Source organism: Peribacillus sp. NPDC058002, assembly GCF_042886655.1.
GTDB lineage: Bacteria > Bacillota > Bacilli > Bacillales > DSM-1321 > Peribacillus > Peribacillus aracenensis.
In genome coordinates this window covers 1-13,455 of record NZ_JBHVQU010000043.1, presented here as the reverse complement: position 1 = coordinate 13,455, position 13,455 = coordinate 1, and the positions used below count along the sequence as shown (strand labels likewise).

General features: G+C 40.6%; 16 protein-coding genes and 1 riboswitch. Of the genes, 9 read left to right on the top strand and 7 right to left on the bottom strand.

Going from position 1 to position 13,455, the window contains the following annotated elements; genetic code table 11:
- Positions 1-59 precede the first annotated feature (59 nt).
- A complete protein-coding gene (locus ACFVSH_RS10655) occupies positions 60-554 on the bottom strand; it encodes an HIT family protein (protein WP_387596462.1) in 495 nt (164 codons plus the stop codon).
- A 127-nt stretch (positions 555-681) separates the two neighbouring features.
- The gene (locus tag ACFVSH_RS10650) at positions 682-1,080 is read right to left on the bottom strand and encodes a hypothetical protein (protein ID WP_387596465.1); all 399 of its coding nucleotides are present in this window, start codon (positions 1,078-1,080) and stop codon (positions 682-684) included.
- A 367-nt stretch (positions 1,081-1,447) separates the two neighbouring features.
- On the opposite strand from ACFVSH_RS10650, the gene ACFVSH_RS10645 reads away from it, so the two are divergent.
- Positions 1,448-1,897, top strand: a complete 450-nt coding sequence (locus ACFVSH_RS10645) for a DinB family protein (RefSeq protein WP_260284543.1) — start codon at positions 1,448-1,450, stop codon at positions 1,895-1,897.
- Positions 1,898-2,372: 475 nt separating this feature from the next.
- Here ACFVSH_RS10645 and ACFVSH_RS10640 read toward each other — a convergent pair whose 3' ends face one another.
- From ACFVSH_RS10640 to ACFVSH_RS10625, 4 genes are all read right to left on the bottom strand, one after another.
- On the bottom strand, positions 2,373-2,645 hold the full coding sequence (locus tag ACFVSH_RS10640; RefSeq protein ID WP_228467335.1) for a transcriptional regulator SplA domain-containing protein: 273 nt from the start codon (positions 2,643-2,645) through the stop codon (positions 2,373-2,375).
- A 115-nt stretch (positions 2,646-2,760) separates the two neighbouring features.
- Positions 2,761-3,627 (bottom strand): Cof-type HAD-IIB family hydrolase, encoded by an 867-nt coding sequence (locus tag ACFVSH_RS10635; protein ID WP_387596469.1) that lies wholly within the window; start codon positions 3,625-3,627, stop codon positions 2,761-2,763.
- A gap of 146 nt (positions 3,628-3,773) precedes the next feature.
- Positions 3,774-4,130: a YlbF/YmcA family competence regulator gene (locus ACFVSH_RS10630; protein ID WP_192203620.1), complete on the bottom strand. Its 357-nt coding sequence runs from the start codon at positions 4,128-4,130 to the stop codon at positions 3,774-3,776.
- Positions 4,131-4,203: 73 nt separating this feature from the next.
- The gene (locus tag ACFVSH_RS10625) at positions 4,204-4,491 is read right to left on the bottom strand and encodes a hypothetical protein (RefSeq protein ID WP_387705882.1); all 288 of its coding nucleotides are present in this window, start codon (positions 4,489-4,491) and stop codon (positions 4,204-4,206) included.
- 348 nt (positions 4,492-4,839) lie between these two features.
- Between ACFVSH_RS10625 and ACFVSH_RS10620 the strand changes: the two genes are divergently transcribed.
- The 6 genes from ACFVSH_RS10620 to ACFVSH_RS10595 all read left to right on the top strand — a co-directional run bounded on the left by ACFVSH_RS10620 (position 4,840) and on the right by ACFVSH_RS10595 (position 10,394).
- Entirely contained in the window at positions 4,840-6,201 is a 1,362-nt protein-coding gene (locus ACFVSH_RS10620) for a YheC/YheD family endospore coat-associated protein (protein WP_387596472.1), read from the top strand.
- A 17-nt stretch (positions 6,202-6,218) separates the two neighbouring features.
- Positions 6,219-7,289, top strand: a complete 1,071-nt coding sequence (locus ACFVSH_RS10615; RefSeq protein WP_387705880.1) for a YheC/YheD family endospore coat-associated protein — start codon at positions 6,219-6,221, stop codon at positions 7,287-7,289.
- Positions 7,290-7,292: 3 nt separating this feature from the next.
- Positions 7,293-8,660, top strand: a complete 1,368-nt coding sequence (locus ACFVSH_RS10610; RefSeq protein ID WP_387596477.1) for a YheC/YheD family endospore coat-associated protein — start codon at positions 7,293-7,295, stop codon at positions 8,658-8,660.
- On the top strand, positions 8,657-9,853 hold the full coding sequence (locus ACFVSH_RS10605; protein ID WP_387596480.1) for a YheC/YheD family endospore coat-associated protein: 1,197 nt from the start codon (positions 8,657-8,659) through the stop codon (positions 9,851-9,853). The genes ACFVSH_RS10610 and ACFVSH_RS10605 overlap by 4 nt, the downstream gene beginning before the upstream one ends.
- 63 nt (positions 9,854-9,916) lie before the next feature.
- Positions 9,917-10,120, top strand: a complete 204-nt coding sequence (locus ACFVSH_RS10600) for a YheE family protein (RefSeq protein ID WP_387596483.1) — start codon at positions 9,917-9,919, stop codon at positions 10,118-10,120.
- Positions 10,121-10,205: 85 nt separating this feature from the next.
- Positions 10,206-10,394: a hypothetical protein gene (locus tag ACFVSH_RS10595; protein ID WP_076367325.1), complete on the top strand. Its 189-nt coding sequence runs from the start codon at positions 10,206-10,208 to the stop codon at positions 10,392-10,394.
- Between the two features lie 173 nt (positions 10,395-10,567).
- Here the strand turns inward: ACFVSH_RS10595 and ACFVSH_RS10590 are convergent, their stop codons facing one another.
- Positions 10,568-11,392 carry an MBL fold metallo-hydrolase gene (locus ACFVSH_RS10590; RefSeq protein ID WP_387596487.1) on the bottom strand — a complete coding sequence of 275 codons (825 nt, stop codon included), beginning with the start codon at positions 11,390-11,392 and terminating at the stop codon, positions 10,568-10,570.
- Positions 11,393-11,675: 283 nt separating this feature from the next.
- Positions 11,676-11,780: riboswitch (SAM riboswitch) on the top strand.
- Positions 11,781-11,848: 68 nt separating this feature from the next.
- Between ACFVSH_RS10590 and ACFVSH_RS10585 the strand changes: the two genes are divergently transcribed.
- Both ACFVSH_RS10585 and ACFVSH_RS10580 read left to right on the top strand, forming a co-directional pair.
- Entirely contained in the window at positions 11,849-12,865 is a 1,017-nt protein-coding gene (locus ACFVSH_RS10585; protein ID WP_387596491.1) for a methionine ABC transporter ATP-binding protein, read from the top strand.
- A partial coding sequence (locus ACFVSH_RS10580; RefSeq protein WP_387705878.1) for a methionine ABC transporter permease occupies positions 12,852-13,455 on the top strand: 604 nt, incomplete at its 3' end. The genes ACFVSH_RS10585 and ACFVSH_RS10580, both read left to right, overlap by 14 nt.

The following is a 13,455-nucleotide window of genomic DNA, read 5'->3' as shown; positions in this document are numbered from 1 at the left end:
GAAAGAACCCGGACTTGTATGGAAACCGGGTTCTTTCGCCTTTTTTAAACAAGGTGTTATCAAAGAGATGAAGGGTTCAGTTCTTTTTTTAATGCCTCGATTCCATCCATTACAGTTTTTAAATTTTCAACATCATTCAGGCTGTTTCTTGCATGCAGCAAAACCGGCCTAACTGATTCCACTGAACGCCCAAACTGGTACATCCATTCATATCGAGGAACCATCCAAGTATGAAAATGGTGGGTAGTATCCTCATTGTAAAAATAATAAACATTTTCTATCCCTAATACTTCCCTTTGAGCTTTTCTAATCTTGGTTAATAAGTTTATGTAATCGGCCTTTTCTGGTTCATTTAATTCATCAAAGCACTTAATATGGCGTTTAGATGCTAATATCACTAAACCTTCAATGGGGTATGCAACGTCTTGGTGAGCATGAAAATATTCAGATTCGACTATTACTCCACCCTCTGCTTCTACTTCCCCACTTGTCAAAGCACAGCTTAAACATTCAACTTCCACCATTTTTCCATTAGATAAAGTAATTTTCCTCATAAGCCCCTCCAAAAGATTACCCCATAAATAACTGCCCACTCGGTCACATGTGAATTCTAAATACAATGAAAAAATGCTTGTCTGGAGGTTTTTAGAAAGTGCAGGTCTTGCCTATCCCCCCTTTTCATTAATGCAGAAGTCTTAATATAGTTTCAGAATCCTGTCTATTTAACTGTGCATACTGGCTATGTTCATCCTTGGTCAATTCTACAATATTTTCATCAGTATTAATCCAAACATAATATACAGCCATTTTACCTTCGCTTTTTTCATCATTAAAATAAAAGATGAAGTCCGCCTTAGGATGATCCTTCTCCAATGCGAATTCTTCCCAATCAGCATTCTTTATTATTTCTTTTGTTTTTTCTGTTTTCGCCACTTCTACCTTTTGTTTATATGCTTCGAATTTGTAGTTTTTACCTTCATATTTTTGGACGGAAATACGTTCTTGCTTTGTTGTACAACCTGAAGCTACCGTTATTGATAATAGACTAAGTGCAACAAGCAGCTGTTTCCTTTTCATCATATGTCATCTCCTCACACCCTTATGGATTAATTATCCAATATATTTCATTATACTAGTCCACATAAAAGAGTAATAGGAATATTTGTCAATTAATTAACAGCAAAAAAACTCCAACTTTTGGCTTAAGAATTCATGAACCCAGTATCCCTTGGGCATATGTCTGGCACTCGACCAAAGCAAACAGAGCTACTCGCTTCAATGCATTCATTCCGATTATTAACTGACAATTAAAACCCTAAAAAAAATTAAGAATCGATATTCCTTTCCTTCGTGAAAAGACTTATCTAAAATTTGATAATATTGAATTATCCTTGCTATAATTTCATGAGATAGCATTTAGAAAACAAGATTGAAAGGGGAATGTAAAATGAATTATATAAAAAATCAGCTAACGGTCATGCGCAGCAATCTTTTAAAAGAAATCGAGGGAATCAATCCAGAGTTTATGGATGTACAGCCTGAAGGTTTTAATAATACAATCCATTGGCATCTTGGACATGTCCTTACTGCAGCCGAAAATTTTTTATTGAAATCCAACAGTGAATTGCCAGCGAATTACAGCCAACTATTCGGATATGGTTCAAAACCAGCGAACTGGAGCGGGGACGTACCTACCGTTGAATTATTAAAGCAACAGCTGCATGAGCAACTTGATCGACTTCTTGAAATTCCGGAAGAACGATTAACAGAAAAAACAGCACAGCCTTTCAACGGAATGGAAACAGTGGGGGAATTTATTAATTTTGTAGTGCTCCACGAAACCAACCATATTGGGCAAATTCATGCAATGAAACTCTTTATACAATCCAATAACTGATTAAGCCATAACTGTCACTCTGTTTTCCTGAAAAAATGAGTGGCAGTTTTTTTAATTCACCAGCAAAATATGCATTTTTAACACTACTGGCTTCAGACATGTAAGTGTGTGTGCGTTTACACATAAGTTTGGAGCAAAAACTCGTGAATTTCGGGCTTTTACTCGTGAATATGAGCGTTACTCGTGAATTTCGAGCAGATACTCGTGAATTCAGCGTTAATCGTGAGTTTCGAGCTTTTACTCGTGAGTTTTGAGCGTTACTCGTGAATTTCGAGCAAATACTCGTGAATTCAGAGCTTTTACTCGTGAATTTCGAGCTTTACTCGTGAATTTCGAGCTTTTACTCGTGAGTTTCGAGCAAATACTCGTGAATTCAGAGCTTTTACTCGTGAATATGCTCAAAAGGAGCCCCCGCTCTATAAGCGAGGGCTTTCTTCTGTTCATTCTCTTTTAGTAACGCGAAGTAAACGCCATTTCAAGTCATCTGGTCCTGATTATACATATAATCACTGTAGGCTTTTTCCGCTGCGGCTTCCGAAGTGAACAATGCATCATCATCCTCAATCGTATGAAATGTATCGTTCAGGAACAAGGCAACTGCATTGGGGTCTTTGGGATGCGGAACAATTTCCGCTGCCCTTATATTCGAAACGGTGGGAACATGGGGATTATTATAAATCACAAATACCTCATCACCGACTTGCACTTCTTTTGCATTGATTACACCCATTGAATTCTTCCTTTCCATTACTGATTTTCCTTTAGTTTATGGAAAGAAGCTTATAATTATTTATGAAATGCAACAGGCCTCGAAAGCTGCATTATCTGAATGAGGCCCCTTCTACATGAAGGAGCCCCGCCATTCACTTAAGCATATTCATCTTTTGTAAAAATTCGATTGGATGCTGTTTCCGGAAAAATTCCCTCAGCATATAGGCAACACCATCTTGATCATTGGAGCGCGTCACCCATTTTGCCACTTTCCTTACTTCCTCATCCGCATTGCCCATGGCAACTCCCAGACCAGAACCGGCAATCATCTCCATATCATCCAATCCATCGCCAATCGAGACGATTTCCGTTCTTCTCACCTCTAAATGGTCGGCTAAATACAATACACCACTCCATTTAGAAACCCCCTTCGGAACGATTGTCATTTTATGTCCTGGATATAATATTACATCGACTTCAGGGAACATTTTCTTCATCAATTTCAACATATCATTTTGATCACTTTTCTCTGAGAATATTACGTCCATCTTAGTCGGGGCCATCGGTTGGTCAATAAGCTCCTCACTGATATCGTCCACATAATTTTGAGCATAAATATTTTGATCATTCAAATACATAACCGATTTACCTAGCAAATTGTCCGGAAGGTTCACCCGATTGCCCAGCGAGTATTTTTCATGAATGAGCAATATTTGGCATGTGGTCTTTTCCAGCATTTGCACGAGCTCTACAGCCAGTTCTTCCGATATTCTTTTTACCATTATCGGCTTTTCTACGGAAGCTCCGACAAAGGCTCCTTGCTGAGCAACCATCATCGGATTTATTTTTAGGGCTTTGGCCACTTTTTTTGCTGAGTGATAGTTTCTTGACGTCACAAGTGCAACATGGACACCTTTTTGGTGAACATAATCTATTGCTTCTTTAGTCGATTTATTTAAACGGCCATTCGACTGGAGCAATGTCCCGTCAATATTGACCGCAAGTAGTCGATATACCATGCTGATCTCCCCCATCTGTAGTATCCTCTTTCAAATTTATGACTAAAATTTCGGGAATAGAACATATAGTGGTTCACGACCCTTGCACCGATGCATCCAGGGAACAAAAAAACCCCCAACCATTATAGAAGGGAGTCTCCAACTGCTTATTGCTGTTGTTCAGGCAAGCCATATAAATCTTCAAGCGGCTTCATGATAATTTTATTGAGGTCTGCAATGACCATGCTCATCCGTTGTTCAGCTTCCATCAATTGTGAAATGGTTGGGTTTTGTTGGACAAGCTGTACCGTCTTTTGTGCCTGCTCAACTTCTTCCGGTGCAATCTCCTGTCCCATCATTTGCTTTTGCTGCAATGTTATTTGCAGATTACGGAAGTTTTCAAACATTCCTTTTGTTGCTTCATCAGAATTGACAAGATCATATAAGCGTTGCAAATCGGCATATTCATTACTTGCCCTAATCGCCTTTTCCATTTCATACGCTGCATCATATACGTTATTCATTTATTTCCCCTCCCGGTAATCATTGTATTCATACACCTTTTCCACTATAACAAATCCGATTAAGAATTACACGTCATCCTATTAAAACAGTTACGAAACCTTGAAATAAACTGATGATTCCACCCCATTTCCTTAAGTCGGGACACCGAAAATGAAGAAACCTGTTCTTCCACGATACTCTCGATATGCAGTTTCTGGAATAGCGGCTGAAAATGAGTAATAAGTACTTGGCACCTTTTTCGACAATGGTTTCCGGGAAATTGGCGTCAATTCTCGAACCAGCTTTCTTCATTCTCAATTGATCAAGCAATTGTGCAGTACTTTTTTCCGTGAACAATGCTTTCTTTACTTCTGCCTTCACGAAAATTTTCATATTCTGTATAGAGGCATCATTAACAATTTGCCTAACTCTTCCTGCCGCTTTGGAATCACCCCGGGTGTCAACGGCAGCTGTTTCCCGCAAGAATAGATTGGTTTATAAGGAACAGCATTCTGATAGCTAATAAATTAGTGAAGCACCTATTACAGTACCTAAAAAGACCATAAATAGAATCTTCACCCAAAACTACCCTTGAAATTTCTCCTTTTATTGCTTGAAATAAAGGCTTGATGACACCTTCTAATAAAAAAAACATAGAATGTGTTATCCACATTTGCCCATCATTTACTTATTAAAGGTTATCAAACTTAGTGCAAACGGGGAATTATTATGAAACTTAACCATCAGAAAGTTTTCATTACGGTAAATTCCGCAGAGACTAGAAAGAAGGCGCTACTGTTTATCGAAGAAAAACTATTTGAGGAATGGGGCCTTCAATTTGGAGAATCCTTAACGATCATGGCTGGATGCCGTTCCGTCCCGGTACTTGTCCAGCCATTCCCGTCATCCCAGCCTACATTGAAACTTTCATATGATATGAACCAAATTTTATCCTTACCCGTTTTTTCCGATCCAATCTCCGTCTCATACCATGCGGAAGGAAGGTCAATAAAAATAGGTCCATTCTTCGCTTCACTCATGAATCAGACCCCGTTGCAAGACGGGACATTCGGCGAGATGGAAAAATTTTATCAGGAAATGAAATCATATTGTAATCAGCAGGGCATCCCCTTTTATTTAGTGAAACTGCAGTCTCTTCAAGATGGAGTTGTGGAAGGCTACCTGCCTGGGCAAAATGGCTGGCAGACCTTTCCCCTCCCCATACCTGATGTATTTTATAACCGGATACATTCACGTAAACTTGAGGAATCGCATTCTTTCAAGCTGTTTAAAACTGAACTGGAGGAACGGTCGATACCGATGTTCAATGGAAGGTTCCTCTCCAAACATCATGTACATGAGCTGCTAATCTTAGAAGATGAGCTGTTGCCAAATTTGCCAGAGACGATCCTTTTTAACGAAAAGGAAACTTTCTTGTCTTTTATAGAAAGGCATCCGGTAATCTACTTTAAACCTTCAGCAGGCAGCCAAGGCAAGAATATTTGCAGATTAACGCAAGTAGCTGGAAAATGGAAAATCGAGCAATCCGGACATCTCCAGAATGTACATTTTGCTGATACGGATGAAAAGTTGTATGAAACGTTAAAAAGATTTTCCAGAAGACGATCCTTCATTCTTCAAAAAGGGATTTCCCTTTTCGAAATCGATCAGAGAAAAGTTGATTTCCGCATACTTCTTCATCGGAACGATCAGCTTGAATGGAAAGTTTCATCAATGGTTGCCCGGATTGGGGACCCTGGTACAATCGTTTCCAATCTTGCACAAGGCGGATTGATGAAAAATGGGCCGGACTTTCTAAAGGAAGCATTTGGCCTTCAGGATGCCAGCCGCATATATCAAAAGCTCCTACGGCTGGCTAAAAATACTGCCCAGGCCTTGGTCGAAAACCATGACGATTCATTCGGTGAGCTAGGGATCGATTTAGCACTGGATACTGATACACATCCATGGATCATCGAAGTGAATTCAAAACCTTCGAAAAAATTTCAAGGCAGCTATGAAACCTTTCGTCCATCAGTAAAATCCATCATAGATTTCATGCTTGCCCTTAATCGCGAAAACCATCCATAAAAAGGAGTTGCTAGCTCGTGTTAATAGGATTAATGGCCGCGTCGGATACACATGAAAACAACTACTTCAACGAAATAGCCAAAACCGCTAAATCATTTAATATGAAAGTTTGTAAATTCTCACCTGAAAATATTGATATGGATCTTAAAAAAGTGCGTGGCGAGCGTTTTGATGCCGAGAATGAAAATTGGATCGCCACATCTTTTGATTTACCTGATTTTGTATATGATCGCTGTTTTCACGGATTAGTCCGTGAGTCAACGGAAACCCGACACAAAATCAATTGGTTAAAAGATAACTCGAATTTCTTAGGGCTGGGCCTTCCTGGTAAGTGGGAAGTGTATCAAATCCTAAAAAACCATCCACACCTGCAGGCATTTTTTCCAGAGACCGTACAAGTGGCGACACCTGAAGATATTACCGGGCATTTGGAACGCCTGGATAAAATCATCATCAAGCCTGAATTTGGTGCAGGCGGTACAGGAATTTATCTCCTAACAAAAACCGAAGGCGGCATTTTGGTATCCATGACGAAAAAGGGCACCAAATATGACCGCCCATTCTCCTCCAAATCTCAGCTTAACAAATGGCTGCAGCATTTATTAAATCGATACCGTTACCTTTGCCAGCCATATTTAGAACTTTGCAACCAAAATAATGAGCCATTCGATTTACGGATTTTCCTTCAAAAAAACGAGAAGAATCAATGGATGGAACGGGGCCGCGGAATTCGTACGGGACAAAAAGACGGAATTACTTCAAATCTTGCCACAGGCGGGGAAGCCATTTCATTAGAGACTTTCAACAAAAGAAACCCGGAAACGATTTCGATTGCTGTCGAACAAAAGATTCAGCATATCCTTCGCACCCTGCCCGTAGAAACCGAAGCTGTCTTTGAAAGATTATTCGAATTGGGGATTGATTTAGGCATCGATAAAAGAGGCCAATTATGGATCATGGACATCAACTCCAAGCCCGGAAGGAAAATCATTCAGGCACTACAGCCGGAGACCATGAAGGATATCCATCGCGCACCGTTTCAATATAGCCAGTATTTAGCCGAACATCTTCAGAAAGCAGGTGAATAGAAAGTGAGAAAGACTTATCCTGCCGAAATTGCCTCTATCCCTGGCAATGTTCTCTACTATCCTTCAGAGCTTGGAGATTTGGCAGAGATTGAATTAATTTATTTCGGACGGCATTCATGTCCTGCCATCGTCAAACAAAACCCAGCCGTCAATCAGTCAATCGTCCTATCGGAAAGCCTTGCGGAATCCCTACTATTCGATCATACCGATATTCCCCTTCATTTATTCATTTACGGCAAGAGCATCCATATCGGACCGCTTGTCGGAATATTTTCCTCAGGGTTCACTGGCGTTTCAAACAAACCATTAGGGGAGAGATCGGAATTTTTCGCAAAACTCCTTTCGCTTAGCAGGACCACGGGCTGCATCCCCTTTGTTTTTGGAGAGAATGTAATCAATTGGGATGAGGAGACAATCAAAGGCTATGTGTTTGCTAACGATCACTGGCACATAAATGAATTTCCTTTCCCTAATGTCATCTATGACCGACTCCCAAATCGGTTGACGGAAAACCGCGATGGACCTAAAGAAGTGAAGCGGAAATTCCAAAAAAAATATACAATACCATGGTATAATCCTGGATTTTTCAATAAATGGGATGTAAATGAAAGGCTATGCGCAGATGAGCGGGCATTGCCTTATTTGCCGGAAACATATCCATTTCAATCCATGTCCGTGGTGGAAACCCTTCTTTCCCATTACCGGCAAGTTTATATAAAGCCCATTCACGGCAGCCTCGGTCTAGGGATTCACCAAATTCTTTATGATAAGCATGAGGATGTTTACTATTGTCGCTATACAAATGAAGCAAAAGAAAATAAACTGCAAAAATTCCCTACATTGGAATCCATCGTTAAACATATTTTTCACGACCGACCGCTTGAGAACCTTATTGTACAGCAGGGCATCCCATTAATTCGATTTGAAAAACGTCCAGTGGATTTCCGGGTCCATACGAACAAGGACAGTAATGGAAAATGGCAGGTAACCGCGATTGCCGCAAAAATCGCCGGTGCCGGCAGCGTCACTACCCATATTAAAAGCGGGGGTGTCATCAAAACGGTTGCCGAACTGTTTGGAGATGACGATGAGGCGAAAGAAGTCGAACGAAAGCTATCGGAAGCCGCGCTGATTTTAAGTGACAGTATTGAAAAGAACTTGGACGGCATCATTGCAGAAATAGGATTTGATTTTGGATTGGATAAAAAAGGGCAGGTTTGGATGTTTGAAGCCAATTCCAAACCTGGACGTTCCATATTCGCCCATCCAAAACTCAAGGATTTCGAATTGCTGACCAGAAAGCTAAGCCTTGATTATGCCATTTATCTTACGGAACAGACGATTACGAAATCAATCAGTGTACCGCGATGAACATTTTTTACGATAGCCCCACTGAAAATTGGTACCACAATCATGAGAATGCTGAACTTTTCGCGGGCTCTGCCAAAGAGGAAATCAGCTATAAAAAGGACCATTCGAATCAACCCCTGATTCCAATCACGATATATCCCGGTAACCGGATGCTCACCGTCGGAATTTTAACTGTTTCCAATCCCAAAAAGGAATCAGGTTTGGGTGGAAACCTGACCCTTTTTCGGGACCTATCATTATATTTATTAAAACATGGAATATTGGCGTATGTATTCACAGGAAATGCCCTTCATCCCGATTCGTTGAGAGGGTATGTTTTTTCCTCCATTTCAAAGAAGTGGATCGAATGTAAAGTACCCTTCCCTGACATCGTCTATAACCGTATCCCTTCGAGGAGCTATGAGGCGTCAGAGGAATTCCAACATCTTATTACACACTTTAAAGATTCCCGAATGAATCTATTCAACCCCTGTTTTATAGATAAATATGTAATGTTCGAAGCATTAAATGAAGATGGATTCCTCACAAAACACCTTCCGCCCACAACGGTCTTACGAAACAGCGATTGCCTTTATTCATTCCTGGAGACCTACAGGCATATATACCTTAAACCCTGCAAAGGAAGCCAAGGGAAGGGCATTTATACCATAATCAAAAATGATGATGATACACTATTGTTCAATAGCTTGAAGCATAGTGAGTCCTTCCCGGATTTCGCATCATTCTGGGAAACAAAAAAAAGGGATTTATTAAAAAGGAGCTATCTTGCTCAACAGGCGATCAGACCAAAAAAACTTTTTGGACACCGTTATGATTACCGGATTCTCGTCCATTATGAAAAAGGTTTTTATAAAGTGACCGGCAAAGCGGTAAGGATGTCACAAACTCAGGAAATCACCACCCACACTCCCCGAGGGGGTAAGCTTTTTCCTTATCAAGACCTGCAATCAAGAAGCCTGAATCAAAAATTAGCGAATATCGCCCAAAAATGCGGAGAGATTCTATCGAAAAAAATCGGGTTTCTCGGAGAGTTTTCCATTGATATAGGGGAAGACGAATCGGGTTCGCTCTTCATATATGAAGTGAACTCAAAGCCCATGCAATTCGATGAAGTGGAAATTGAAACAAACAGGCTTTTGCATTTAAAAAATCTTTTCATTGAATTAACTTTTCCCAACCTGACAATAAAATAACACCTCCAGCTACCGTTTTCCATTATAATTAAATGAGAAACTGTATATATGGAGGTAATACATATGATCACTCATTTTCAATGGGCACCATTGCATAAAAATCTGCCGGGATGGAAAATTTCCTTTTATTTCAACAAGAAGGCAGTCCAAGCCTTGTATCATAAAGATGGATCCATCGAGTGGACAGCTAACCCGCCTTCCGAAACAGATGAAACCAAACTCAAAAGCATGGTACATGATTTAATGATCTTCCATGTATATGAATGAACCCTCTTTACATTCATGAAATCCTTAAATAGAATAAAAAAAACTCCTTTGCCTAAACTAAAGAAAAGGCTAGGAGGGATTAATTTTGGATAAAGAAAAAATGACATTTTTGAAGGATACCGAATATGATGGCAAGGACTCCGTTTACCTGGATATCGACCGTATCATCAATGAAGGAATGGCAGGCGGAAATGTGTATGAAGTCGCTAACCTTCAGAACATCGAAGAAGCACATGATTTTTATGATGAAACAGATCCCAATGAAAATAAATAATTTATGTGGGCCCTCTTATGGAGGGCTCCCCTTTTTTACTTATCCCGTTCATCTCCCGCTTGGACTGCATTCCCCCTATAAAAAGTCCGTCTTTTATAAGTAATCAAGTAAAACAACATCCTGGATGGAAGTTGTTTGAGTGACAAATAGAAAACATCAGCCTGAAATAGCATTCAAATAGTTCCATTCTCCCTCGCACTTAAAATATTTTCGTTTAATATCGATGTAATGATATGCTCTGAATCCCATTCATGCCCAGAAATCTCGATAAGGGGATAGCGATTCGGTAAAACGGCCTGCTGGATTTCATGAACGGTCAGCCCTTGAGAATGCAAGCGTAAAATTTCACCTTGTAGGTTTTCCAAATAATCGAGCTTTTTCCGAAACATGACCTTCCCATCAGGGACATGCCCAGCATGGCAGCAAAACACTTCCCCGAAGTCATATTGAAGTAATCTTTTAATGGAACCGATGATGACCGGGACAGACTCTTCCCGTAAGACAAGTTTTGTTTTTGGTGTTACGAAAAGGTCTCCTGAAAAGAGCATGCCATTACTGTGATTCAAATACACCATATGGTCCTTTGCATGACCAGGGGTAAAAATCGGCTCCCATGTTTGGGTGCGGGAATGAATGGCCTTCCCTACCGGCTCAGCTTTAAAGGCGTCTCTCTTTCCCCAGAAAATTTTACGATATTCAGGATATACGGCATCCTTTGCACAAACCTCAACCGACATCGGGTGAATGAAAAGCGGGACCTTTTTATTTTCCTGTATCCATGCAGCACACCCGGTATGGTCTTCATGATAGTGAGTCAAGGCCACTGAGTCGAAGTCTGCGGACTCATAGAATGGAATGAGCTCTTCCAATAATATCTGTGCGCCAGTATCTATCAATAGACCATCCGTTAAAAAGACATAAACACTCATCCCCGATTTGTTCCCGCCAGGAGTCCCGTTCACACAAACCACATCATTTATCGTGTTAATCTCTAACATTCAGTTGCCTCCCCATCATTACACAAATATAGTTTCGTCTTCCTTTTTTTAACTTTAACTATAACAAATGTATTACCACTTTACCCTTTTGACAAGGAAATTTTGGAATAATTAACCTGGACAATAAATGCAGGATTATAGCAAGATAGCCCTTTTTAACGGACCTTTCTAAACTTTAATAACAAAAAATCACCCCGAAAATTACAGAAACGATTGACATTGTTGAATTTTACAAATAATATAGATTATATTGAAAAACTTGAAATATTCTAAAATAATAATTTACTTATCAAGAGTGACGGAGGGATCAGGCCCTGTGATGTCCGGCAACCGCCCTTAGGGAACGGTGCCACTTCCTGCAGAATGATTGCATTCTGAAAGATAAGACGAGATATAATTTCGCTGCCTCTTTCTGAATGATAGGGGCAGTTTTTTAATGTTTAAGGGGGAAAGCTTATGATTGAAATCCGTTCAGTCCGAAAGGAATACGTCTCGAAGAAAAACCGAGTTACCGGAGTGGATAACGTGTCTTTAACCATTCAAACTGGCGAAGTGTATGGAATTGTCGGCTACAGTGGAGCCGGAAAAAGCTCATTACTCCGCTGCTTGAATTTGCTTGAACGTCCGACAGGTGGAAATATCATCATCGACGGCATTGATTTAACCTCTTTATCAAGTAAAGAGCTTCGTAAACAACGGCAAAAAATCGGAATGATATTCCAACACTTTTCACTGGTCAGTTCAAAAACCGTTTATGAAAATGTCGCTTTCGCCTTAAAGGCCGCGCATCGATCGAAGGATGCCATCAGGTTACGTGTATTGGAATTGTTGGAAATCGTAGGGCTCAGCGATAAGAAAGATGTCTATCCGGCGCAGCTTAGCGGTGGACAGAAGCAACGGGTAGGCATAGCCCGTGCATTAGCAAATGACCCCACTGTTCTATTATGTGATGAAGCGACTTCAGCACTTGATCCAACAACTACAAAAGCGATTTTACAATTATTGAAAAAGATAAGCAGTAAGCTTGGCATCACCATCGTGTTGATTACACATGAAATGGAAGTGGTCAAAGAACTATGCCACCGTGTCGCCGTCATGCAGGATGGCCGTGTAATTGAAGAAGGTCCCGTTTATGAAATATTTTCACAGCCTAAGCAGGAGTTAACGAAGCAATTCATTAGCAGTGTTCTGGATTTCGCACTCCCTCCGCACTTGATTGAAGAAAGTAAAGGTACGATCATTAAAATTCAATTCGAAGGGCAAACCGCTGGTGAGTCGATCCTTTCGGATGCTCTCCAATCCCATTCAGTAAAGGGGAATATTTTACACGGTAAAATTGAGTATATCCAGGATGTCCCTTTAGGCATTTTAATCATCGAGTTAATAGGCGATGCCGCTCAAGTTCATTCGGCATTGCAATATATAAAAAATCGTTCCAGTTCTGTGGAGGTGCTAAAACATGTCACTGCTTGATTCCATCGTCAATATTTTACCTGATCTTAATAAAGCCTTTCTTGAAACGATTTATATGGTCGGTGTTTCCCTTGCAGTAGCCCTGTTGATCGGTCTACCGCTTGGAGTATTGCTGTTTACGACAACAAGGAATTTATTTTTTGAAAATAGTATCGTGAATCGATCTCTAGGATTCGCAGTCAATATTGTCCGTTCAATCCCTTTCATCATTCTCTTGGTCGCCCTTCTTCCTTTAACGGATCTTCTAACTGGATCGACGATAGGCCCGAGAGCTGCTTCTGTATCCCTGTCGGTGTCCGCAATACCTTTTTTTGCAAGAATCGTTGAAACGGCATTACGTGAAATAGACAGAGGCGTGATTGAAGCTGCAATTGCCGTAGGAGCCACTCCATGGATGATCATTAAGGATGTACTTCTTCCAGAGGCAAAACCGGGTATCATTCAAGGACTGACATTAACGACCATTTCGCTTATCGGTTACTCAGCGATGGCAGGGACAATCGGCGGGGGCGGAATTGGCGACCTGGCCATCCGGTACGGTTATTACCGTTATGACAACACAGTCATGATCACGACGATCGTCGTGCTGA

Coding starts and splice junctions, on each gene's coding strand:
- ACFVSH_RS10630 (WP_192203620.1), bottom strand. CDS start 4,130: ATGAATAACGTATATGATGCAGCGTATGAAATGGAAAAGGCGATTAGG.
- ACFVSH_RS10645 (WP_260284543.1), top strand. CDS start 1,448: ATGAATTATATAAAAAATCAGCTAACGGTCATGCGCAGCAATCTTTTA.
- ACFVSH_RS10640 (WP_228467335.1), bottom strand. CDS start 2,645: ATGGAAAGGAAGAATTCAATGGGTGTAATCAATGCAAAAGAAGTGCAA.
- ACFVSH_RS10590 (WP_387596487.1), bottom strand. CDS start 11,392: ATGTTAGAGATTAACACGATAAATGATGTGGTTTGTGTGAACGGGACT.
- ACFVSH_RS10605 (WP_387596480.1), top strand. CDS start 8,657: ATGAACATTTTTTACGATAGCCCCACTGAAAATTGGTACCACAATCAT.
- ACFVSH_RS10650 (WP_387596465.1), bottom strand. CDS start 1,080: ATGATGAAAAGGAAACAGCTGCTTGTTGCACTTAGTCTATTATCAATA.
- ACFVSH_RS10635 (WP_387596469.1), bottom strand. CDS start 3,627: ATGGTATATCGACTACTTGCGGTCAATATTGACGGGACATTGCTCCAG.
- ACFVSH_RS10620 (WP_387596472.1), top strand. CDS start 4,840: ATGAAACTTAACCATCAGAAAGTTTTCATTACGGTAAATTCCGCAGAG.
- ACFVSH_RS10600 (WP_387596483.1), top strand. CDS start 9,917: ATGATCACTCATTTTCAATGGGCACCATTGCATAAAAATCTGCCGGGA.
- ACFVSH_RS10655 (WP_387596462.1), bottom strand. CDS start 554: ATGAGGAAAATTACTTTATCTAATGGAAAAATGGTGGAAGTTGAATGT.
- ACFVSH_RS10585 (WP_387596491.1), top strand. CDS start 11,849: ATGATTGAAATCCGTTCAGTCCGAAAGGAATACGTCTCGAAGAAAAAC.